Origin of the sequence: Cupriavidus basilensis (genome assembly GCF_008801925.2) — a bacterium.
Lineage (GTDB): Bacteria > Pseudomonadota > Gammaproteobacteria > Burkholderiales > Burkholderiaceae > Cupriavidus > Cupriavidus basilensis.
Genome location: NZ_CP062804.1, coordinates 3,048,145 through 3,070,358 on the forward strand (window position 1 = coordinate 3,048,145; position 22,214 = coordinate 3,070,358).

15 protein-coding genes, 2 tRNA genes and 3 rRNA genes are annotated in these 22,214 nt (G+C 63.4%); 12 read left to right on the forward strand and 8 right to left on the reverse strand.

What is annotated here, in order from left to right:
* Positions 1-37: 37 nt before the first annotated feature.
* The 6 genes from F7R26_RS34500 to F7R26_RS34525 all read right to left on the reverse strand — a co-directional run bounded on the left by F7R26_RS34500 (position 38) and on the right by F7R26_RS34525 (position 5,742).
* Positions 38-340 (reverse strand): GIY-YIG nuclease family protein, encoded by a 303-nt coding sequence (locus tag F7R26_RS34500; protein WP_150991623.1) that lies wholly within the window; start codon positions 338-340, stop codon positions 38-40.
* Between the two features lie 166 nt (positions 341-506).
* A 5S ribosomal RNA gene (gene rrf / locus F7R26_RS34505) occupies positions 507-619 on the reverse strand.
* A 136-nt stretch (positions 620-755) separates the two neighbouring features.
* Positions 756-3,634 (reverse strand): 23S ribosomal RNA (locus F7R26_RS34510).
* 315 nt (positions 3,635-3,949) lie between these two features.
* Positions 3,950-4,025, reverse strand: a tRNA-Ala gene (locus F7R26_RS34515).
* Between the two features lie 47 nt (positions 4,026-4,072).
* Positions 4,073-4,149: transfer RNA gene (locus F7R26_RS34520), tRNA-Ile, on the reverse strand.
* 61 nt (positions 4,150-4,210) lie between these two features.
* Positions 4,211-5,742, reverse strand: a 16S ribosomal RNA gene (locus tag F7R26_RS34525).
* Together the 16S, 23S and 5S rRNA genes with 2 tRNA genes alongside form the textbook arrangement of a ribosomal RNA operon.
* A 553-nt stretch (positions 5,743-6,295) precedes the next feature.
* On the opposite strand from F7R26_RS34525, the gene F7R26_RS34530 reads away from it, so the two are divergent.
* The 9 genes from F7R26_RS34530 to F7R26_RS34570 all read left to right on the forward strand — a co-directional run bounded on the left by F7R26_RS34530 (position 6,296) and on the right by F7R26_RS34570 (position 17,403).
* Positions 6,296-7,897: a 3'-5' exonuclease family protein gene (locus F7R26_RS34530; protein ID WP_150985302.1), complete on the forward strand. Its 1,602-nt coding sequence runs from the start codon at positions 6,296-6,298 to the stop codon at positions 7,895-7,897.
* Between the two features lie 285 nt (positions 7,898-8,182).
* Entirely contained in the window at positions 8,183-9,706 is a 1,524-nt protein-coding gene (locus F7R26_RS34535; protein WP_150985301.1) for an amidase, read from the forward strand.
* A gap of 62 nt (positions 9,707-9,768) precedes the next feature.
* A complete protein-coding gene (locus tag F7R26_RS34540; protein WP_150985300.1) occupies positions 9,769-11,109 on the forward strand; it encodes an MFS transporter in 1,341 nt (446 codons plus the stop codon).
* Between the two features lie 82 nt (positions 11,110-11,191).
* Positions 11,192-11,623, forward strand: coding sequence for a hypothetical protein (locus F7R26_RS34545; RefSeq protein WP_150985299.1), 432 nt, complete (start codon positions 11,192-11,194; stop codon positions 11,621-11,623).
* A 466-nt stretch (positions 11,624-12,089) separates the two neighbouring features.
* A complete protein-coding gene (locus F7R26_RS34550) occupies positions 12,090-13,085 on the forward strand; it encodes an ABC transporter substrate-binding protein (protein WP_150985298.1) in 996 nt (331 codons plus the stop codon).
* Between the two features lie 49 nt (positions 13,086-13,134).
* Positions 13,135-14,172: an aromatic ring-hydroxylating dioxygenase subunit alpha gene (locus F7R26_RS34555; protein ID WP_150985297.1), complete on the forward strand. Its 1,038-nt coding sequence runs from the start codon at positions 13,135-13,137 to the stop codon at positions 14,170-14,172.
* A gap of 46 nt (positions 14,173-14,218) precedes the next feature.
* Positions 14,219-15,133 (forward strand): ABC transporter ATP-binding protein, encoded by a 915-nt coding sequence (locus F7R26_RS34560; RefSeq protein WP_241754649.1) that lies wholly within the window; start codon positions 14,219-14,221, stop codon positions 15,131-15,133.
* Between the two features lie 42 nt (positions 15,134-15,175).
* The gene (locus F7R26_RS34565) at positions 15,176-15,970 is read left to right on the forward strand and encodes an ABC transporter permease (protein WP_150985296.1); all 795 of its coding nucleotides are present in this window, start codon (positions 15,176-15,178) and stop codon (positions 15,968-15,970) included.
* A complete protein-coding gene (locus F7R26_RS34570) occupies positions 15,967-17,403 on the forward strand; it encodes an amidohydrolase family protein (RefSeq protein WP_150985295.1) in 1,437 nt (478 codons plus the stop codon). Before F7R26_RS34565 ends, F7R26_RS34570 begins: the two co-directional genes overlap by 4 nt.
* Positions 17,404-17,523: 120 nt before the next feature.
* Here the strand turns inward: F7R26_RS34570 and F7R26_RS34575 are convergent, their stop codons facing one another.
* Positions 17,524-18,702 (reverse strand): citrate synthase family protein, encoded by a 1,179-nt coding sequence (locus tag F7R26_RS34575; RefSeq protein ID WP_150985294.1) that lies wholly within the window; start codon positions 18,700-18,702, stop codon positions 17,524-17,526.
* 108 nt (positions 18,703-18,810) lie between these two features.
* Between F7R26_RS34575 and F7R26_RS34580 the strand changes: the two genes are divergently transcribed.
* The 3 genes from F7R26_RS34580 (at position 18,811) to F7R26_RS34590 (ending at position 20,989) form a co-directional block, all read left to right on the forward strand.
* The gene (locus F7R26_RS34580) at positions 18,811-20,223 is read left to right on the forward strand and encodes a CoA transferase (protein WP_150985292.1); all 1,413 of its coding nucleotides are present in this window, start codon (positions 18,811-18,813) and stop codon (positions 20,221-20,223) included.
* Between the two features lie 104 nt (positions 20,224-20,327).
* Positions 20,328-20,600: a type II toxin-antitoxin system Phd/YefM family antitoxin gene (locus F7R26_RS34585; RefSeq protein ID WP_150985290.1), complete on the forward strand. Its 273-nt coding sequence runs from the start codon at positions 20,328-20,330 to the stop codon at positions 20,598-20,600.
* Positions 20,597-20,989 carry a type II toxin-antitoxin system VapC family toxin gene (locus F7R26_RS34590; RefSeq protein ID WP_193692213.1) on the forward strand — a complete coding sequence of 131 codons (393 nt, stop codon included), beginning with the start codon at positions 20,597-20,599 and terminating at the stop codon, positions 20,987-20,989. Before F7R26_RS34585 ends, F7R26_RS34590 begins: the two co-directional genes overlap by 4 nt.
* Positions 20,990-21,041: 52 nt before the next feature.
* Here the strand turns inward: F7R26_RS34590 and F7R26_RS34595 are convergent, their stop codons facing one another.
* A complete protein-coding gene (locus tag F7R26_RS34595) occupies positions 21,042-22,043 on the reverse strand; it encodes a Bug family tripartite tricarboxylate transporter substrate binding protein (RefSeq protein ID WP_150985288.1) in 1,002 nt (333 codons plus the stop codon).
* Positions 22,044-22,214 lie beyond the last annotated feature (171 nt).

Sequence of the window (22,214 nt, forward strand, 5' to 3'; positions counted from 1 at the left end):
CCCCGATGCGGGGGCATTCAAGGTGCGAGGGTAATGCTCAAGCAAGATCGGCGGCTGGCGCATCGCGCATCTCTGTCGCCAATTGTGCGCAAAAACTCCGCTTCTGCGCGGAAGTCAGCCGCTTCGCCGCCGCTTCTGCCTTTGAGGCTTCCGAGCGATTGTCGAAACGCTGCCAGCCCAGAATCCTGATGGGCTTGCGCGATCGCGTATATTTAGCGCCCGTTCCTGCCAGATGTTGGGCGAAGCGCCGCTCCACATCCGTGGTGATACCGGTGTAGATCGTGTTGCCCTCGCATTCGAGCAGGTAAAGAAACCACGGGGCTTCGCCGTCGGCTGGCATTCGAAATGAGCTAAAGAGAGGGTGGCAAGGTGGCCGGAGCGGCAATTATGCTTGCGAGCGTCATGTTTCGCAGCCGCAAAATCGTTGCGGCAAATCACAGCCACAAATCCGCAGCCGTAAAAGCAAAACCCCCCAGTACTTTCGTACTGGGGGGTTTCAAGGGAGAGCCTGGCGATTACCTACTTTCACACGGGTATCCGCACTATCATCGGCGTGGAGTCGTTTCACGGTCCTGTTCGGGATGGGAAGGGGTGGTTCCAACTCGCTATGGTCACCAGGCATAAACGGTGGCCGCGTTGAGGTGTGCTCAACGCAGCGAATAGGGATGTAGTAGGGGTTGTGCGTATCGGCCAAGCTGCTTGTTACTGCGGCAGCGGCACGCGACACTCACACCAGGTAGAAACACACTGGTTATAGGATCAAGCCTTACGGGCAATTAGTACTGGTTAGCTTAACGCATTACTGCGCTTCCACACCCAGCCTATCAACGTCCTGGTCTCGAACGACCCTTCAAGGAGCTCAAGGCTCCAGGGAATCCTCATCTTCAGGCGAGTTTCCCGCTTAGATGCTTTCAGCGGTTATCTCTTCCGTACATAGCTACCCTGCGATGCCTCTGGCGAGACAACAGGTACACCAGCGGTACGTCCACTCCGGTCCTCTCGTACTAGGAGCAGCCCCCGTCAAGATTCCAACGCCCACGGCAGATAGGGACCAAACTGTCTCACGACGTTTTAAACCCAGCTCACGTACCTCTTTAAATGGCGAACAGCCATACCCTTGGGACCGGCTACAGCCCCAGGATGAGATGAGCCGACATCGAGGTGCCAAACACCGCCGTCGATATGAACTCTTGGGCGGTATCAGCCTGTTATCCCCAGAGTACCTTTTATCCGTTGAGCGATGGCCCTTCCATTCAGAACCACCGGATCACTATGTCCTGCTTTCGCACCTGCTCGACTTGTCGGTCTCGCAGTTAAGCACGCTTTTGCCATTGCACTTTAGGTACGATGTCCGACCGTACCAAGCGTACCTTCGAACTCCTCCGTTACACTTTGGGAGGAGACCGCCCCAGTCAAACTGCCTACCATGCACTGTCCCCGACCCGGATTCACGGGCCAAGGTTAGAACCTCAAACAAACCAGGGTGGTATTTCAAGGACGGCTCCACGCAGACTAGCGTCCACGCTTCAAAGCCTCCCACCTATCCTACACAGATCGGTTCAAAGTCCAATGCAAAGCTACAGTAAAGGTTCATGGGGTCTTTCCGTCTAGCCGCGGGGAGATTGCATCATCACAAACACTTCAACTTCGCTGAGTCTCGGGAGGAGACAGTGTGGCCATCGTTACGCCATTCGTGCAGGTCGGAACTTACCCGACAAGGAATTTCGCTACCTTAGGACCGTTATAGTTACGGCCGCCGTTTACCGGGACTTCAATCAAGAGCTTGCACCCCATCATTTAATCTTCCGGCACCGGGCAGGCGTCACACCCTATACGTCCACTTTCGTGTTTGCAGAGTGCTGTGTTTTTATTAAACAGTCGCAGCCACCATTTTATTGCAACCCCTTCACCCTCCTGGCGCAGGCCAGTCAAGCTACAAGGGCGTACCTTATCCCGAAGTTACGGTACCAATTTGCCGAGTTCCTTCTCCCGAGTTCTCTCAAGCGCCTTAGAATACTCATCTCGCCCACCTGTGTCGGTTTGCGGTACGGTCTCGTATGACTGAAGCTTAGAGGCTTTTCTTGGAACCACTTCCAATTGCTTCGCAGCACTAGGCCGCTCGCCCCACATCCTTGAATTCCGCGCCCGGATTTGCCTAAGCGCCTTCTCCAATGCAGGGACCGGGACTTCCAACACCCGGACAACCTTCCGCGATCCGTCCCCCCATCGCATCATACGACGGTGCAGGAATATTAACCTGCTTCCCATCAGCTACGCATCTCTGCCTCGCCTTAGGGGCCGACTCACCCTACGCCGATGAACGTTGCGTAGGAAACCTTGGGCTTACGGCGAGGGGGCTTTTCACCCCCTTTATCGCTACTCATGTCAGCATTCGCACTTCTGATACCTCCAGCATCCTTTACAAGACACCTTCACAGGCTTACAGAACGCTCTCCTACCATGCACTTACGTGCATCCGCAGCTTCGGTGACTGGCTTAGCCCCGTTACATCTTCCGCGCAGGACGACTCGATCAGTGAGCTATTACGCTTTCTTTAAAGGATGGCTGCTTCTAAGCCAACCTCCTGACTGTTTTAGCCTTCCCACTTCGTTTCCCACTTAGCCAATCTTAGGGACCTTAGCTGGCGGTCTGGGTTGTTTCCCTCTTGACACCGGACGTTAGCACCCGATGTCTGTCTCCCGTGATTGCACTCTTCGGTATTCGGAGTTTGCTATGGCGGGGTAATCAGCAATAGACCCCCCAACCATGACAGTGCTCTACCCCCGAAGGTGAGACACGAGGCACTACCTAAATAGTTTTCGGAGAGAACCAGCTATTTCCAGACTTGTTTAGCCTTTCACCCCTATCCACAGCTCATCCCCTAACTTTTCAACGTTAGTGGGTTCGGTCCTCCAGTACGTGTTACCGCACCTTCAACCTGGCCATGGATAGATCGTCTGGTTTCGGGTCTACACCCAGCGACTGAACGCCCTATTCGGACTCGCTTTCGCTACGCCTTCCCTAATCGGTTAAGCTTGCCACTGAATGTAAGTCGCTGACCCATTATACAAAAGGTACGCCGTCACCCGTTTCCAGGCTCCGACTGTTTGTATGCATGCGGTTTCAGGATCTATTTCACTCCCCTCCCGGGGTTCTTTTCGCCTTTCCCTCACGGTACTGGTTCACTATCGGTCGATCACGAGTATTTAGCCTTGGAGGATGGTCCCCCCATCTTCAGACAGGATTTCACGTGTCCCGCCCTACTTGTCGTACACCTAGTTCCACAACGCTGTTTTCGCATACAGGGCTATCACCTGCTATGGCCGGGCTTTCCATCCCGTTCTGCTAACAATGCTGCTAAAGAGTACAAGGCTCTTCCCATTTCGTTCGCCACTACTCTGGGAATCTCGGTTGATTTCTGTTCCTGCAGCTACTTAGATGTTTCAGTTCGCCGCGTTCGCTTCCCTGACCTATGTATTCAGTCAGGGATGACCCATTCGGGCCGGGTTTCCCCATTCGGACATCTCCGGATCAAAGCTTGTTTGCCAGCTCCCCGAAGCTTTTCGCAGGCTACCGCGTCCTTCATCGCCTGTGATCGCCAAGGCATCCACCACATGCACTTGTTCGCTTGACCCTATAACGAGTGTGTCTCAAACTTGCGTTCAAGCCGTGCTCGCTACAGGATGAGTTCTCGCATTTGTGCCGTATTCCAAGTCATCTTTCGATCACTTAAATACATTTTGGTTGATACAATCACAACCCGGTATCGTGTTTTTACTGCAGCGTCTCATCAACGCTCACGACACCTTTACTACATCCCATATTGTTAAAGAACAGCCGTGCGAAACTGCGTCTCGCAACGTCTTGGCCAAGGCCAAAGGCAAACGCTCAATCCTAAGCGCTTGCCTTTGACGACCAATCCAAGGTGCACACCGAAGTGCGAGGTAATTGGTGGAGGATGACGGGATCGAACCGACGACCCCCTGCTTGCAAAGCAGGTGCTCTCCCAGCTGAGCTAATCCCCCAATTTACTTCTGTCCGGAGGTTCGGCTTCGAACCACCATCCGTAACTTGGTGGGTCTGGTAGGACTTGAACCTACGACCCCCGCCTTATCAAGACGGTGCTCTAACCACCTGAGCTACAGACCCTTGGCTGTAACAGCAAACAAACCGATAAGTGTGAACGCTCGACTTAAGATGCACGCTCTTGAAAGGAGGTGATCCAGCCGCACCTTCCGATACGGCTACCTTGTTACGACTTCACCCCAGTCATGAACCCTGCCGTGGTAATCGCCCTCCTTGCGGTTAGGCTAACTACTTCTGGCAAAACCCACTCCCATGGTGTGACGGGCGGTGTGTACAAGACCCGGGAACGTATTCACCGCGGCATGCTGATCCGCGATTACTAGCGATTCCAGCTTCACGTAGTCGAGTTGCAGACTACGATCCGGACTACGATGCGTTTTCTGGGATTAGCTCCCCCTCGCGGGTTGGCAACCCTCTGTACGCACCATTGTATGACGTGTGAAGCCCTACCCATAAGGGCCATGAGGACTTGACGTCATCCCCACCTTCCTCCGGTTTGTCACCGGCAGTCTCTCTAGAGTGCTCTTGCGTAGCAACTAAAGACAAGGGTTGCGCTCGTTGCGGGACTTAACCCAACATCTCACGACACGAGCTGACGACAGCCATGCAGCACCTGTGTCCACTTTCCCTTTCGGGCACCTGATGCATCTCTGCTTCGTTAGTGGCATGTCAAGGGTAGGTAAGGTTTTTCGCGTTGCATCGAATTAATCCACATCATCCACCGCTTGTGCGGGTCCCCGTCAATTCCTTTGAGTTTTAATCTTGCGACCGTACTCCCCAGGCGGTCAACTTCACGCGTTAGCTACGTTACTGAAGAAATGAATCCCCAACAACTAGTTGACATCGTTTAGGGCGTGGACTACCAGGGTATCTAATCCTGTTTGCTCCCCACGCTTTCGTGCATGAGCGTCAGTGACGTCCCAGGGGGCTGCCTTCGCCATCGGTATTCCTCCACATCTCTACGCATTTCACTGCTACACGTGGAATTCTACCCCCCTCTGACATACTCTAGCCTTGCAGTCACAAGCGCCATTCCCAAGTTGAGCTCGGGGATTTCACGCCTGTCTTACAAAACCGCCTGCGCACGCTTTACGCCCAGTAATTCCGATTAACGCTCGCACCCTACGTATTACCGCGGCTGCTGGCACGTAGTTAGCCGGTGCTTATTCTTCCGGTACCGTCATCCCCCCGCCGTATTAGGGCAAGGGATTTCTTTCCGGACAAAAGTGCTTTACAACCCGAAGGCCTTCTTCACACACGCGGCATTGCTGGATCAGGGTTGCCCCCATTGTCCAAAATTCCCCACTGCTGCCTCCCGTAGGAGTCTGGGCCGTGTCTCAGTCCCAGTGTGGCTGATCGTCCTCTCAGACCAGCTACTGATCGTCGCCTTGGTGGGCCTTTACCCCACCAACTAGCTAATCAGACATCGGCCGCTCCTATCGCGCGAGGCCTTACGGTCCCCCGCTTTCACCCTCAGGTCGTATGCGGTATTAGCTAATCTTTCGACTAGTTATCCCCCACGACAGGGCACGTTCCGATGTATTACTCACCCGTTCGCCACTCGCCACCAGGATTGCTCCCGTGCTGCCGTTCGACTTGCATGTGTAAGGCATGCCGCCAGCGTTCAATCTGAGCCAGGATCAAACTCTTCAGTTTAATACCTGTGTGATCCTTCGGTTTCCCTATGGATCTCGCTCTTTCGAGCGGTCGCTCACTCTCAGAAAACTGACTGGCTACGTCCGCGATTTGCACCCCGGACATAACCAACATGTTTTACTGTGCGAGCACTTTATAACTTGTAAGCTAAAAGACCGAAGTCTTCCGCATCCGCTATCAAGCGCCCACACTTATCGGTTGTTTGTTTGTTAAAGAACTGACCGCGGCTCGCTTTGCTTACCGCGTCGCTGCGTTTGCTGCAGCAGAGAAACGAGATTATGAAGCGTGATCATCGTTTCGTCAACAGGTTTTTTCTTCAGCTCGCCGCGCCGTTCGCGCCGCCAACCTCCCCTGCCGACCCCGCAACCCTTGTCCCGTCTGCTTTGCAGCGGTGTTTCGTGTTGCGAGGGGGCGAATCATAGGCGTCTCCCCGGACCTTGGCAATCGTTTTCTTGAATTTCTTCAGAACAATCTGTGACACGGTGATGAAGCAGGCTTCCGTGCCCCGGCGCAGGGTCGCGCGACTGCCATCTCCATCTATTAGAATCCACGAATGCCTGACCTTCCTATCTACCAGCAGCCATCGCACCAGCCGGCGAATGCGCCCCGGCATCTGGATGCGCAGGCGCTGGCGGCAGCACTTTCACGTCCGATTGTCTTTGTCGACCTGGAAACGACAGGCGCTGACGGCACCCGGGATCGTATTACCGAGATTGGCGTCGTGGAAGTGGGACCGGACGGCATCGTCGAATGGGACACCCTGATAGACCCTGGCATTGGCATCCCACCCTTTATCCAGCAACTGACCGGCATTACCGACGACATGGTGCGAGGGCGGCCAAGCTTCGAGTCGCTGGCGGAAACGCTCGGGGAGCGGCTGCAAGGCAAGCTCTTCGTGGCGCACAACGCACGTTTCGACTATGGCTTTCTCAAGAATGAGTTCCGCCGCGTCGGCGTCACCTTTCGCGCCGATGTCCTGTGCACGTTACGGCTCTCGCGCTCGCTGTTTCCCTCGGCAGCGCGTCACGGGCTGGACGCGCTGATCGCCCGGTTCGAGTTGCAGCCCAAAGGCCGGCACCGGGCTCTCGCCGACGCCGAGCTGTTGTGGCAATTCTGGCAGAAGGTCCACGAGCTCTACACGATAGACCTGGTCGAATCCGCAGTGCAGTCGCTGATCAAGCGGGCAAGCCTGCCTGCCGGGCTCGAAGAAACCGCGCTGGATGACGTTCCCGACACCCCGGGCGTCTATCTCTTTTATGGCGACCAGGACATGCCTCTCTATATAGGGAAGAGCATCCACCTGCGCCAGCGCATTGGCGCGCATTTCTCCGGCGATCATCGTGCGACCCTGGAAATGCGGCTAGCGCGCACGGTGCGCCGCGTCGAATGGCGCGAGACCGGCGGTGAGACCGGCGCGCTGCTGCTGGAAGCGCACCTGATCAAGACGATGCAGCCGCTGCACAACCAGATGTTGCGCCAGAATGCCGCGCTCTACGCGTGGGAACTGCCCCCCGGGCTGAGCGCGCCGATACTGCGCTCGGATCGCAACACCGATTTCAGCCGGCACCCTAATCTATATGGCGCCTTTCCCAGCCGGGCCAGCGCCCAGGCCCGGCTAGCCGAACTGGCCCAAACCCATCAGCTCTGCCAGGTCGCCCTCGCCCAGGAAAAAACCGCGCGGCGCGGCCTGCCCTGCTTCGCGCGTCAACTGCACCGCTGCCTGGGCGCATGCACTGGCGACGAGTCCCTCGCAGCGCACCGCGAGCGGGCGGTCACCGCACTGGCCAACCTGGCGATCCAGCCCTGGCCGTTCGCGGGCGCAGTGGCATGGCGCGAGCAGCACGGCCCCAAGGCGTGGTGGCATGTCCTGGAAGACTGGTGCTACCTGGGCTCGGTGCCCACGCTGGCGGAGGCGCCAGGCTTGTTGTCCTCGCCCGCGCGCTTTGACCTGGACACCTATCAGATCCTGGCGCCGAGGCTGCCGGCCTTGCTCGCCGGTGCCGTTGCGCTGGAAGCGGTGCGGCGATTCGAGCTGCAACCACCGGCCGCGCCCCGGCCGGAAACACAGCCGCAGACTACATCGCCCACCGCGGCGCCCCACCGGCGCAAGCCGCCAAGCCCAGACCAACAGACCTTGTCTTTCTTCGAGCGCTAGGCCGGACGACTGCCGGGCAGCCAGCCCATAGCCCACAAACGGTATACCGAATATTCATCAATCACGCACCGCCAAGGTGCGCGGCGCCTAGCTCCTCCATCCCGCGAACCCCGTATTTGTGCCGAAGTCTGCTGCATTGCACCAGAACGCGGCGAATTGTTGGCGTTCGAACATTTGCCTTGCCCTCGGCAATTTAATGAATATAGTATACCGATTCTGGAGGCAAACCCGATTGCCGCCAACCCGGGCGCCATAGCAGCGCCCTCCCCAATACGGAGCGAATGCGTGACGCGGCAAGACATAGCAAGCACCGACACCCGGCCGCCAGGGGCGCGCTTCCTGCCGGTTTGGGAAGCCGCAGCGTTATTGGCCAAAGGCGACGCCAGCGCGCAGGACCTGGTGAACTGGTGCGAGGCAGCCTATGCCGCCTCGCATCGGGAGATCAACGCCCTCATCCTGGCAGATTTCACCGCCGCACGTGCCGCAGCCGAGGCCAGCGACCGACGGCGGCGGCGCGGGGAGTCCCTTGGCTTGCTGGACGGCATTCCCTTCTCCATCAAGGAATCCTTCGACGTAGCAGGCTGGCCCACCACGTGCGGCAGTCCGGCGCAGCGCCACAACATCGCCACCAGCGACTCGGCCGTGGTCGAGCGCCTGCGCGCGGCCGGCGCGGTCCTGTTGGGCAAGACCAACGTGCCGCTCGGGTTGCGCGACTGGCAGAGCTACAACGCCATCTACGGCACCACCCGCAACCCGCGCGACCCCAGCCGCACTCCGGGCGGTTCGTCCGGCGGCAGCGCCGCGGCGGTTTGCGCGGGCATGAGCTTCTTTGACGTGGGCTCGGATATCGGCTCGTCGCTGCGCAACCCGGCGCATTACTGTGGCGTGTTCTCGCACAAGAGCAGCCACGGACTGGTGCCGCTGCGCGGCCATGGCATCGGCCACGGCTACGGCGAGCAGGAGATCAACGTGGCGGGGCCGCTGGCACGCAGCGCGCACGACCTGGAACTGCTGTTGCGGGCGCTGGCTGGCCCGGACTGCATTGAAGCGCAGGCCTATCGCCTGACGTTGCCGCCCTGCGACAAGCGCGCGCTTGCCGACTTCCGCATCGGCGTGCTGCCGAGCCATCCGCTGTGCGAGGCGGACGGGGAAGTCAGCGACGAAATCGAAAAGCTCGGCCACTGGCTGGAGGGACAAGGCGCCCAGGTTCGCTGGAACGCGCGCCCGGACTTCGATGCCTCGGCTCTCTGGCACACCTACGTGCTGATGCTGCGGGCTACCACGTCGATCCATATGGATGACGCTGGCTTCGATGCCGCGCTGGCCCGCGCCGCAGGCGCCGCGCCCGACGACCACAGCTACGCCACGCTGCAATTCACCGGCGCCGCCATCCGGCACCGGCAATGGCTGCAGTTGCAGCAAGCCCGGGCCACCTTCGCGCAGGCCTGGCAACGCTTTTTTGGCGAGGTTGACGTGTTGCTGTGCCCGGCAGCGGCCACCACCGCCTTTGCGCTGGATGAAGCCGGCGAGCCGTGGCAGCGGGTGCTACAGGTCAATGGCCGGGCGCAGCCGCTCACCAGCCAGCTGTTCTGGGCCGGGCACTCCGGCCTGTGCGGCCTGCCCTCGACGGTAGCGCCGATCGGCCCGGGCCGCAGTGGCCTGCCGGTAGGCGTGCAGATCGTCGCTGGAAGGTTCGAGGACCTGACCGCATTGCGTTTTGCCCAGTTGCTGGAAGCAGCCGGATTTGCCTTCCGGCCGCCGCCGGCCTCGGCTCAGTCCCAGTCCCAATGCCAGTCCCACACGGTGTAACGCGCCCCGGCGCCAAAAAAACCAGCGCACCGCCCCCGAAGCAACGACACGAAGGAGAGAGCATGTTCACGTGGTTCAAGGATTTATCGACAATGGAGCGCAAGGGGTTTTACGGCGCGTTCCTCGGTCATGCGGTCGACGTGTTCGACTTCATGATCTATTCCTTCCTGATTTCGACGTTGCTCACCCAGTGGGGCATGAGCAAATCGGCGGCCGGCGCCATTGTCACCTGGACCCTGGTGTCGTCACTGGTGGGCGCCATCGGCGCGGGCGTCCTGGCTGACCGCTATGGCCGGGTGCGCGTGTTGCGCTGGACGATCGTGGTGTTCGCCGTTGCCTGCTTCCTGTGCGGGCTGGCCAACACTCCCGAGCAACTGCTGGCCTTCCGCATGCTCCAGGGCCTGGGCTTCGGCGGCGAATCCTCGCTGTGCATGGTGCTGGTGACGGAAATGATCCGCAACCCGGCGCACCGCGGCAAATACTCCGGCTTCACCGCCAGCAGCTACTCCTTCGGCTGGGGCGCGGCGGCCATTGCCTACGCCATCACCTTCAGCATCTTCCCGGCCGAAACCGCGTGGCGCGTCTGCTTTTTCATGGGCATCCTGCCGGCGCTGGTGGTGATCTACCTGCGCCGCAACCTGGAGGAGCCGGAAGTCTTCACCAAGAGCCAGGCCGAACGTGCCAGCGCTGGCGCCGGCAGCGGGCCCACCGCATGGCAGCAGCTGGCGCGGCTCGGCCGCAGGCCGCTGCTGGGCAAGACCGTGCTGTGCAGCCTGCTGTCGGGCGGCATGCTGGGCGCCTACTATGCGATTGCCACCTGGCTGCCGACGTTCCTCAAGACCGAGCGCGGGCTGTCGGTGTTCGGCACCAGTTCCTACCTCGCGATGACGATCGTCGGCTCGCTGGTGGGCTACGTGGCCGGTGCCTATGCCACCGACCGCTGGGGCCGCCGCCTGACCTATATCGCCTTTGCCGCCGGCGCCTTTATCATGGCGCTGGTCTATATGGTCATCCCGGTCTCCAACACGTCGATGCTGTTTCTGGGCTTCCCGCTGGGCGTGCTGATGCAGGGCGTGTTCGCCGGCATCGGCGCCACTATCTCGGAGTCTTATCCCAACGATATCCGCGCCACCGGCTATGGCGTCTCGTACAACATCGGGCGCGTGATCGGCTCGCTGTTCCCGCTGACGGTGGGCTGGCTCAGCACCGGCCGCACCTCGCTGCCACTGGCCATCGCTATCGTGGCTGGGGTGGGCTACATGATGGTGATGGGCGCCGCCTTGCTGCTGCCGGAAACCAAGGGCATGGACCTGGGCCAGGCCGGCGGCGACGACAGCGCGCACGAGCCGCCCCGGGACGCCGACAAGACCGTGCTGGCGCCAACTGTGGGCAAGCCCGCATAAAGCGCCCGTGGCCGCTTGCGGCGAGGTGGGCGGCTAGGCTAGGCTGCACGCAGGGGGCATGCCTGCTCCCCCTGGAGCCGCCATGCCTGTCGTTCGCCGTCTCTCCATCTCCCCTCGCCTTTGGTTGACCCCACTCGCCGCCATCGCCCTGGGCGGCTGCGCAAGCGTCGAGCAATCCGCCATGCAACGCATCCTGGATTCGTGGCAAGCCGCCCCGATCGAGCAAGCCAAGGCGCAGTGGGGTCCGCCGCAATCCGTGCAGGCCGTTCCGGGCGGCACCGCCTACTTGTGGACCGAGGAGGTGCCACCGGCGCGTGCGCCAGGCGGCGGCCCGCGCGATGCGCGCGCGCCCACGTCGCCCGAGCCCCTGCTGGTGCCCGGCCTGTGCCATCGCCGCCTGATCGCTGGCCCCACTGGCCTGGTGATCGGTGGCGACTGGTCCGGCAACGCGTGCTGTGTCACCACCGCGCTAGGCCGCTGCGGCGGGCTGGTCAGGGCGAGTTCCAGCTCCTGATCGCACCGGCCAGCGCGCTGCTCACCGAATTGGTGCACAACGCGTCGAGGCAGGCGATCGTGCACCAGGGCCGCCCAGCGGCATGCCGCGATCCGGCGCATTTGGGGCGCGGCGTTCACCACTGCCGTTGGCACACCTCTTGCTGAACAAGCTATCGAGTAGAAGCGGTTAGCGCCGATACGCCTCCCCCAGCGGGCAGGCGCATGCCGGCGCGGGACATTGCTCTCGCGACCATCCGGTCGCACGCCTGGTTGACTCGCATCGCGAGGCATCCGGGCGTTTGGATCCGGCCACCAGGCCGGGCACGAGAGAAAAGAGAGCGCTCACGATGTCCCCCATCTTCACGCCCTTATTCCATTTCGCGGACGCATCTGCCTGCCATGGCGCCGCTTGCGTCCCGCGTCGTCGCCCGCCTGTTGCCGTGCCCGCCCTGGTTTCCCCCGCAAACATCCGCACAGGAGCCCCCATGAAGACACCTTCCCCATTGCGCCGCCTGTTGATTACCGGCGCCTGCGCCGCACTGACGCTCGCCGCCGTCCCCGCCACCGCGCTAGCCGCCGATAAGGTGACGTTCCTCACCTCCTGGTATGCCCAGGCGGAACATGGCGGCTTTTATCAGGCGGTGGCGAAAGGCATCTACAAGAAATACGACCTCGACGTCACGGTTCGCATGGGCGGCCCGCAGGTCAACGGCATGCAGATCCTCACCAGCGGCCAGGCCGATTTCCTGATGGGCTATGACCTGCAGGTGCTCAAGAGCGTGGAGCAAGGCGTGCCGGTGACCACCGTGGCAACCTCCTTCCAGACCGACCTGCAAGGCATGATGACCCACGAGGACGTCAAGAGCCTGGCCGACCTGAAGAGCCGCACGGTGCTGGTTTCCACCTCGGGACGCACCACCTGGTGGCCTTGGCTCAAGGGCAAGTACAAGCTGGAGGAATCGCAGTCGCGCGTCTACACCTTCAACCTGCAGCCCTTCTTTGCCGACCCGCAGGCGGCCCAGCAGGCGTATGCCTCTTCCGAAGTGTTCTCGGCGAGCAAGGCCGGTGCCAAGACGCGCTTCTTCCTGTTTGCCGACGATGGCTATCCGCCCTACGGCACCACCATCGTCGCCATGCAAAAGATGGTCAAGGAGAAGCCGGACGTGGTCGCGCGCTTCGTCAAGGCGAGCATGGAAGGCTGGAAGAGCTACCTGGCGGACCCTGCCCCGGCCAATGCGCTGATCAAGCAGGAAAACCCCAACATGAAGGACGACCAGCTCGCCTGGGGCGTGGAGAAACTCAAGGAATACCACATGGTTGGCGGTGGCGACGCGGCCCGCTACGGCATCGGCGTGATGACCGACGCGCGCTGGCAGAAGACGCGCGACTTCATGGTGGGGGCCGGGCTGCTCAAGGCCGATACCGACTGGAAACAAGCCTACACCACGCAGTTCGTGAAAGACCTGAAGGTCATGCCCTGAAGCGCGCAGCTTCGCCGTTAAAGCTCAACCCCATACAAGGACATTTGACATGCTGGTCACCCAACAACCCGTATTGCGCCGTTTCTGGTACGCCCTGATGCCGATCTCGATGCTCGACGACGGCCCCAAGCCCTTTACCTTGCTGGGCGAGAACCTGGTGCTGTGGAGGGGCGCTGACGGCAAGCCGGCGGCGCTGCAGGACCGCTGCTGCCACCGCACCGCACGCCTGTCCAAGGGCTGGGTCAACGAGCGGGGGGACATCGTCTGCGGCTACCACGGCTGGGAATACAACTGCTCGGGCAGCTGCGTGCGGATTCCGCAGGCGCCGGACAACGCCATTCCTTCTGGCGCGAAAGTGCAGGCCTATCACGTGCAGGAGAAATACGGCTATGTGTGGGTGGCGCTGGACGATCCGCTGCAGCCCATCCCCGATTTCCCCGAGGATGGCGACCCCACCTACCGCCGTATCTTCCAGTTCTACGAGAAGTGGAACACCAGCTCGCTGCGCGTGATGGAGAACTCTTTCGACAACTCGCACTTCAGCTTCGTGCACCGCGCCAACTTTGGCTTGTCCGAGCAGCCCAAGCCGGAGAAGTACGAGCTGCAGCAGCGCGAGTGGGGCTTCGAGGCCGAGACGCTGGTGCCGATCCGCAATATCGAGGCGGGCCATCGTGTTACCGGCACCACTGAGCCGATCACGCATCGCCATATGTTCAACCGCTGGGACCTGCCGTTCACGCGCCGCTTCGGCTGTACCTATCCGGCCAGCGGGCGCCACCACATCATCTACAACTGCGCCACGCCGATCGACGACAAGAGCGTGATGCTGTCGCAATGGCTGTACCGCAATGACAGCGAGGAAGACTGCTCGACCCAGGAGCTGATCGACTGGGACGCGCCGATCGTCGCCGAGGACCGCGACATCCTGGAGGCCACCGACTACGACGCCTGCGTGGACACGCGCCGCCGCGTTGAATTCCATATGGAATCCGACAAGCCCGGCTTGCTGATGCGCAAGATGCTGATGGAACTGTTCACCCGGCATGGCGAGAAAGAGACCTTCCGCATTCCCGTGGTTCGCGGTTGAGCCGGACTTCGGATAGCCCTCGGAACCATTCCATACGGAGACAGCCATGAGCGTACTATTTCGCGGTGCCATGCAAGCCCCCGCTGCAACGCCGAGCGCCAGCGGCCTTGCGCCCGACGCCGGCGGCGAGCCCGCCGGCACCGGCCGGCGCGATGCAAACGCGCCGCTGCTGTTCGCCAACCAGGTCGAGAAAACCTACCCCAACGGCACCGTCGCGCTGGAGCGCGTCAAGCTGGCGATCAAGCCCGGCGAGTTCGTCTCGCTGCTGGGGCCCTCCGGCTGCGGCAAGAGCACCTTGCTCAAGCTGTTTGCCGGATTGGAAATGCCGTCGGCGGGCCATATGCGCTGGTGGGGCAACCCATCCCTTCCAAGCGGAACGAACGTCGCCACCGCCAGCGCCGGCCGCACGCTGGCGATGGTGTTCCAGGAAGCCACGCTGATGCCGTGGGCGCGCGTGGCCGACAACGTGCGGCTGCCGCTGGACCTGGCCCGCATGCCGCGCGCCGACGCGGACGAGCGTGTGCAGCGCGCGCTGGCGCTGGTGGGGCTGGGCCGCTTCGCCGCGGTCTATCCGCGTGAGCTGTCTGGCGGCATGCAGATGCGCGTGTCGATCGCGCGGGCGCTGGCGACCAACCCGGACCTGCTGCTGATGGACGAGCCCTTCGGCGCGCTCGACGAGTTCACCCGCAACAAGCTCGACGCCGACCTGCGCGCGCTGTGGGCCGAGCGCGGCCTCACCGTGGTCTTCGTCACCCACAGCATCTATGAGGCGGTCTACCTGTCGAGCCGCGTGGTGGTGATGGCGGCACGGCCGGGCCGCGTGATCGCCGACGTGGCCATCGAGGGCCCCGAAGTCCGCGATGAGGCCTTCCGTGTTTCGCCCGCCTTCATGCAGTACTGCGCGCAGTTGTCGGCGCTGCTGGCGCAGGCCAACACCGGCGTCGACCCCAACGAGCACTGAGCCCGGCTGCCGCATCGGTCCCACCAACAACTAGGAGCCCCCATGAATCCCCCGCTACTATCGCGCCCCGCCGTACAGCGCGTGGCCGCCCCGCTTGCCGTCGGCGTGCTGCTGTTGCTCGCCTGGCAGGCGACCTGCACGGCGCTCGCCGTCCCCGCATACCTGGTGCCCACGCCCACCGCCATCGGCCATGCGCTGGTGGAAGACTGGAGCCTGCTGTGCGGCTCGCTATGGGTGACGCTGCGCATCACCATGCTGGCCTTTGCGCTGGCCGTGGTAGTCGGCACCGCCGCGGCGTTCATCTTCGTGCAGAGCCGCCTGATCGAAGCCAGCCTGTTTCCCTACGCGATCCTGCTGCAGGTCACGCCGGTGGTGGCGATCGCGCCGCTGATCATCATCTGGGTCAAGGAGCCGACACTGGCGCTAGTGATCTGCGCCACCATGGTGGCCGTGTTCCCGATCATCTCCAACACGGTGCTGGGCCTGCGCAGCGTCAACCCCGGCCTGCTCAACTTGTTCCGCATCAACCGCGCGAGCCGCTGGGATACCTTGCGCCGCCTGCGCATTCCTAGCGCGCTGCCGTATTTCTTCGGCGGCCTGCGGATCTCTTGCGGCCTCGCGCTGATCGGCGCGGTGGTGGCGGAGTTCGTGGCGGGCACCGGCGGCACCGGCGCGGGGCTGGCTTACCAGATCCTGCAGGCTGGCTTCGCCCTCAATATCCCGCGCCTGTTTGCCGCGCTGTTCCTGATCACGCTGACCGGCGTCGCGTTGTTCGGCGCCATGGTGGTGGTGTCGCGCATGGCGCTGTCCCATTGGCACGAGAGCGAGCTGGCATGACGACCAACACCATCCTGATCCGCAACGCCACCGCCATCCTGACCGGCCTTCATGGCAACGGCAAGGGTGAAGGCGAGCGCCATGCCGGCCCGGACCTGCGCGTGGCCGGGGGCACCATCGAGGCCATCGGCAAGCTGGCGCCGCGCCCCGGCGAACAAGTGATCGATGCCACCGACTGCGTGGTCTACCCGGCCTGGGTCAACACGCATCATCATCTGTTCCAGTCGCTGCTCAAGGGCGATCCGCCGGGGCTGAACCTGACGCTCACGCCGTGGCTTGGAGCGACGCCTTACCGCTTCCGCGCCGCCTTTGACGAAACCACCTTCCGGCTTGCCGCCCGCATCGGCCTGATCGAACTGGTGCGCAGCGGCTGCGGCACGGTGGCGGACCACAACTATCTCTACTATCCCGGCATGCCCTACGACAGCTCGGCCATCCTGTTCGAGGAAGCCGAGGCGCTGGGGCTGCGCTTTGTGCTGTGCCGTGGCGGCGCCACCCGCACGCGCCAACTGGAGAGCGAACTGCCGCAAGCGTTGCGACCCGAAACGCTCGACCAGTTCCTGGGCGATTGCGAACGGCTCACTGCGCGCTACCACCAGCCCGCGCCGGATGCGATGCGGCGCGTGGTGATGGCGCCCACCACGCCGCTCTACTCCATGTCGCCCGAAGAATTGCGCACCAGCGCGCGCACCGCGCGCCGGCTTGGCATCCGGCTGCACAGCCATTTGTCGGAGACGGTGGAATACCAGAACGCCGCGCGCGACAAGTACCAGACGACACCGGTGGCCTTCTGCGGCGAGCACGAGTGGCTGGGCAGCGACGTTTGGTTCGCCCATCTGGTGAAACTGGGCGCGGACGAAATCCGCCAGCTCGGCGCAACCGGCACTGGTATCGCGCACTGCCCGCAGAGCAACGGCAGGCTGGGCAGCGGCATCGCGAACATCCCGGCGCTGGAAGCCGCTGGCGTGCCGGTGTCGATCGGGGTGGACGGCGCCGCCTCCAACGAAGCGGCCGACATGATCTCCGAGGCGCATGCGGCATGGCTGCTGCAGCGCGCGCGGCGCGGCCATGGCGCCCGCCCGCGCGCCGAGGGTGGCGACCATGAAGGCGGCGCCGACGCCGCGCGCGTGGAAGACGTCGTGCGCTGGGGCACGGCGGGCGGCGCGGCGGTGCTTGGCCTGGATGCGGTAGGCACGCTGCAGCCGGGCAAGGCGGCCGACCTCGCCGTCTACCGGCTCGACGACCCGCGCTGCTTTGGCCTGCACGATCCGGCCATCGCGCCCGTGGCCAGCGGCGGGCGGCCAGCCCTGCGCGCGCTGCTGGTGGCTGGCCGCGTGGTGGTGGAACATGACGCGATTCCGGGGCTGGACCTTGCCGAGCTTGGCGCTGCCGCGCGCGACGCGGTACTGCGCTTGCAGCAGCGCGCCGCATAACCCGCGGCGCCACGTCGTTGATGCAGGAGGGCGCGAACCGGCCGCGGGCTTTTTTCCTGAGCCTGGCGCTCGCGGGGCGGATCGGCATGCGGTTCGCCGAAACTGCGGCCCGCGCCCAGGCTAGCCGGGGCGCGGGCCAACGTACGCGGCGCGCGGGCGGATCAGCTCGGCATCCGCACGCTGCTCCAGCGCGTGCGCGATCCAGCCGATGGAGCGGCCAAGCGCGAACATGCCGAAGGCCGCGCCGGGCGGCAGCCGCAGATGCCGGCGCAGCGCCACCAGCGCAAAATCGATCGATGGCCGCTGCCCCACCAGCGCGAAAGCGTCGTCGATGATCGCTTGCCATTGCGGGTGATGCGGGAGTATCCGCGCCAGCAGGCCGGCGGCGCGGACGTCGCCGGCGGGGTAGAGATGATGGCCAAACCCCGGCAGGTTCTCGCCGCGGGCAAGCCGCTCGCGCAGCTTCGATGCGGGCGGGGCCTCGCCAAGTTCGTCCCAGAGAGCCTCCACGCGGGCGGTGGTCCCGCCATGCAGCCCGCCGGTCAGCGCGGCCAGCCCAGCGACCACGGACGCGCGCAGGCTGGCGCCGGTGGACGCCACGCAGCGGGCCGTGAAGCTCGACGCGTTCAGCTCATGGTCCGCGCAGAGCACCAGCGCCATGCGGATCAGGTCCGCGCCTTCCTCGTCCACTTGCCAGGCGCTGGCGCATTGCCGATGGACCGGCGCGCTGGCGGGCGCCGTGTGCAGCAGGCAGGCCGCCAGCAGACGCACCAGCACGCCGCAGCCCTCGGCAAGGCGTTGCGGTGACCTTTGCCACTGCGCCGTGGGGTCGTCCTCGCTGGCGATGGTAAACAGCGGCAGCAGCGACTGCTCGCTGCGGCGCCCGGAGAAGGCCGCCTGCATTGCCGCGAGGTGCGCCGGCGCAAGCGGCGCTGCGCCAAACGCCGCGTCCTGGGGGCACTGCCACAGCAATGCGGCTACCGCTTCCACGGTGTCCGACGCGGCCAGTGCAACGGCATCCATGCCCCGGTAGTAAAGCCGCCCGTCCTCAATCAAGGTGATCCCCGATTCCAGCACCGGCAAACCCCAGCTCAGCGTGGCCTTGGCCACCTCGCGAGGCTTGCGGCCGCGCGTGCGCTGGCCGGCCAGGCGCGCAACGTCGTCGGCGAGATAGCGGCTTTCGCGGTGGGTTTCGCCATCGTGCGCGTGCAGCAAGCCACGGCTGACATAGGCATAGAGCGTCTGGCGGGACACGCCAAGCTGGGCGGCGGCTTCGGAGGAAGTCAGGTAGCGGGGCACGGGCGACGAAATCGATCAATAAGTTGATTAAGTTAATCAATATTGACTATTAAAACAAGGAGCCTATGCTGCAAAGCACTTATTCCTGCCCCAAAAAGAGAGAGCGCCATGCCTGCCCCCGGAGAATCCATGCTTTCAGCCGCGAGTCCCACGACAGCCGCCACCCGTTTCCTTGGTGAGATCTGGCGCAGCGTGCACGGGGACGCCGCGTCGCTGGAGCAGTTTGCCGTGGCCGGTGCCGGTCACTTGCCCGCCGTCTTCCCCGTCACCGCCCTGGCCACCGCCGCCGTCGGCGCAGCCGCCCTGGCCATTGCCGAGTTGATCCGCCAGGCCTGCGGGCTAGCGCCGCATGTCCAGGCAGATCAACGTCTCGCCTCGCTATGGTTCGGCACATCGCTGCGGCCGCAGGGCTGGGAATTGCCGCCGCAATGGGACCCGGTTGCCGGCGACTACCGGGCCAAGGACGGCTGGATCCGTCTTCATACCAACGCCCCGCATCACCGCGACGCTGCCCTCGCCGTGCTTGGCGTGGCGGCGCAAGCGGACAAGGCCGCCGTTGCCCGGGCCGTATCCGGATGGGAAGCCAGCGCGCTGGAAGCTGCCATCGTCGAGAACGGCGGCTGCTCGGCGGCCATGCGCACCGAGGCCGAATGGGCAGTCCATCCGCAGGGGATCGCCGTCAACAGCGAACCGCTGATGCACTGGACGACGTGCGCTGCGGGGCCTCGGCCGGCCTGGGCCATCGCCCCGGATCGCCCGTTGCGCGGCATCCGCGTGCTCGACCTGACGCGGATCCTGGCGGGCCCGGTGGCCACCCGCTTCCTGGCCGGCTTTGGCGCCGATGTGCTCCGCATCGACCCGCCTGGCTGGGAAGAGCCAGGCACCGTGCCGGAAGTGGTGCTCGGCAAGCGCTGCGCCCGGCTCGACCTGAAAAGCGCGGCGGACCGGCAGGTGCTGGAGCAGTTGCTGAGCCAGGCCGACGTGATGGTGCACGGCTACCGTCCCGAAGCCCTGGCGCGGCTTGGACTGGACGCGCAGCGGCGCCGCGAGATCAATCCCGCGCTGGTGGATGTGTCGCTCGATGCCTACGGCTGGAGCGGGCCCTGGAAGGGGCGGCGCGGCTTCGACAGCCTGATCCAGATGAGCACCGGCATTGCCGACGCGGGCATGCGCGCCGCAGGCCTGGACCATCCCAAGCCGCTGCCGGTGCAGGCCATCGACCACGCCACCGGCTACCTGATGGCAACAGCGGCCATCCGCGGGCTGGCGCAGCGCCTGACGACCGGCGCCGGCTGCGAGGTGCGGGCCTCGCTGGCACGCACGGCGCATCTTCTGGTGGCGGGCGCGCAAGACGAAGCAACGCTGTTCCCGCCTGAAGCCCCGGCAGACCTGGCAGAAGCGATTGAAGCCACCGCCTGGGGACCTGCGCGACGGCTCAGGTCCCCAGCAACTGTGCAGGGTGCGCCAATGGTGTGGGACCGTCCAGCGGACAGGCTGGGCGCGTCGCTTGCGCAGTGGTAACTAAACTAGCTGCCGGCCTGTGGCTGACCTTGATATGCGCGTTGCCTTGCCTCGTCAGCGAGCCTATACTTAGCCCATCAGATTAGCTAACTTGGGATAGCCACATGCTCACGATCAACATGCACGATGCCAAAAGCCAATTGTCACGGCTGGTGGAGTCGCTGGAAAGCGGGGCGCAGGATGTCATCGTCATTGCGCGCAATGGCAAGGCCGCCGCCAAGCTGGTGCCCATCGGCGAGCCGGACGTTTCCAGGAGAATCGGCGGCGGGCTTGCGCTGCTCGGCCAGTTTCCATCTGTCAGCCTGGAGGAATGGAATGCACTCGATGCGGACGTGGCATCGCTTTTCGAGAACGGGACAGAGAGTGACCACTCGTGAAGGTGCTGCTCGATACGCATATCGCTATCTGGGCGAGCCTGAACGATCCACGTCTGTCGGCCAAAGCCCGGTCGATGATCGCAGAGCCTTCCAATGAGATTTATGTGAGCGCTGCCAGCGTGTGGGAGATTTCCATCAAGGCTGGGTTGGGAAAGCTGGACTTGTTCAACGGTGGCCAGGCCGCTGCTGTTTTCCGCTTGTGCGGCTACAAACTCCTCGACGTCACTGCTGCCCACGCGTGTGCGGTGGACAATCTGCCGGCCTTTGCCAACCACAAGGACCCATTCGATCGCATGCTGGTTGCACAAGCGCTGCAGGAGGCCATGGTGCTGCTCACGGACGATGCCAGGCTGCCGCAATACCACCCGATCCTGATCGTCGCCGCCTGAGCCCAGCCGCGCATCGGCCTTTTGCCACACCGGCCGATGCGTCAGGGCCCGCTTAGTCGATCTTCGCGCCCGAAGCCTTGATCACCTGCCCCCAGCGCTTTTGCTCGGCGGCAATGGTCTGGCCGAAGGCCTCCGGGCCCTGCCAGGCTGCCTCGGCGCCTTGCTGCTCCAGCTTGGCGCGGGTATCGGCTTCGCCCAGCACGGTCTGCAGCGCGCCGGACAGCTTGGCCACCACCTCCTTGGGCGTGCCAGCGGGTGCCAGCATGCCGTAGAAGCCGACCACCTCGAAGTTCTTCAGCCCGGCCTCTTCCATGGTCGGCACGTCAGGCAAGGCGGGCGAGCGATGCTTGGACGTCACCGCCAGCGCGCGCACCTTGCCGGCCTTGATGTATTGCGTGAACAGCGGGATCGAGTCGGCCATCATCTGCGCCTGGCCGCCCATCACGTCGGTCAGCGCCGGGGCGCTGCCCTTGTAGGGAATGTGGACGATAAACGTGCCGCTGGCCTGCTTGAACATCTCAGGCATCAGGTGAGAGATGCCGCCGTTGCCGCCCGAGGCGAAATTCAGCTTGCCGGGATTGGCGCGCGCATAGCCGATGAATTCCTTGAGGTTGCGGGCCGGCACGTTGTTATTGACCACCATGACCAACGGAATCAGCGCGGTGCGGGCCACCGGCGCAAAATCCCGCGGCATCACGTACGGCAGCTTGGGATAGAGCGCGCCATTGATGGCCATCTGGCCGGTATTGGCCAGCAGCAGCGTGTAGCCGTCCGGTGCAGCCTTGGCGACGGAATCCGAGCCGATGTTGCCGGCCGCGCCGGCCTTATAGTCCAGCACCACGGACTGCCCCAGGATCGGCTGCAGCTTCTCGGCGAGGAGGCGGGCGTGGGTGTCGACCGGGCCACCCGGCGGGAAGCCCACCACCAGGCGGATCGGCTTTTCCGGCCAGGCGGCGGCAGCGGGGGCCGCGCCCAGTGCCAGGGGCAGTGCGGCGCAGGCCAGCAGCATCGGCAAGCCGGGCAGGAATCGGTTATTTAATGTGTACTTCGCCATCAGGTCTTTTCTCCTCGTTTATATTGCGGCCTTGCATTGCCGGCGTGCACCGGGGCAAGTCCTGGCCGGGCTCGTGGCCGGACACCCACGAACACCCTTAATTGTGACGAATTTATTACATGGCGCCATGCTAGAAATCCCTGTGCAGGCTTATGATGCCCCTGCCCGGCC

What these genes read in the sequence shown, in the direction of transcription:
- F7R26_RS34500 (WP_150991623.1), bottom strand. Translation starts at nt 340, where the DNA reads ATGCCAGCCGACGGCGAAGCCCCGTGGTTTCTTTACCTGCTCGAATGC.
- F7R26_RS34530 (WP_150985302.1), top strand. Translation starts at nt 6,296, where the DNA reads ATGCCTGACCTTCCTATCTACCAGCAGCCATCGCACCAGCCGGCGAAT.
- F7R26_RS34540 (WP_150985300.1), top strand. Translation starts at nt 9,769, where the DNA reads ATGTTCACGTGGTTCAAGGATTTATCGACAATGGAGCGCAAGGGGTTT.
- F7R26_RS34545 (WP_150985299.1), top strand. Translation starts at nt 11,192, where the DNA reads ATGCCTGTCGTTCGCCGTCTCTCCATCTCCCCTCGCCTTTGGTTGACC.
- F7R26_RS34550 (WP_150985298.1), top strand. Translation starts at nt 12,090, where the DNA reads ATGAAGACACCTTCCCCATTGCGCCGCCTGTTGATTACCGGCGCCTGC.
- F7R26_RS34555 (WP_150985297.1), top strand. Translation starts at nt 13,135, where the DNA reads ATGCTGGTCACCCAACAACCCGTATTGCGCCGTTTCTGGTACGCCCTG.
- F7R26_RS34560 (WP_241754649.1), top strand. Translation starts at nt 14,219, where the DNA reads ATGAGCGTACTATTTCGCGGTGCCATGCAAGCCCCCGCTGCAACGCCG.
- F7R26_RS34565 (WP_150985296.1), top strand. Translation starts at nt 15,176, where the DNA reads ATGAATCCCCCGCTACTATCGCGCCCCGCCGTACAGCGCGTGGCCGCC.
- F7R26_RS34570 (WP_150985295.1), top strand. Translation starts at nt 15,967, where the DNA reads ATGACGACCAACACCATCCTGATCCGCAACGCCACCGCCATCCTGACC.
- F7R26_RS34580 (WP_150985292.1), top strand. Translation starts at nt 18,811, where the DNA reads ATGCCTGCCCCCGGAGAATCCATGCTTTCAGCCGCGAGTCCCACGACA.
- F7R26_RS34585 (WP_150985290.1), top strand. Translation starts at nt 20,328, where the DNA reads ATGCTCACGATCAACATGCACGATGCCAAAAGCCAATTGTCACGGCTG.
- F7R26_RS34595 (WP_150985288.1), bottom strand. Translation starts at nt 22,043, where the DNA reads ATGGCGAAGTACACATTAAATAACCGATTCCTGCCCGGCTTGCCGATG.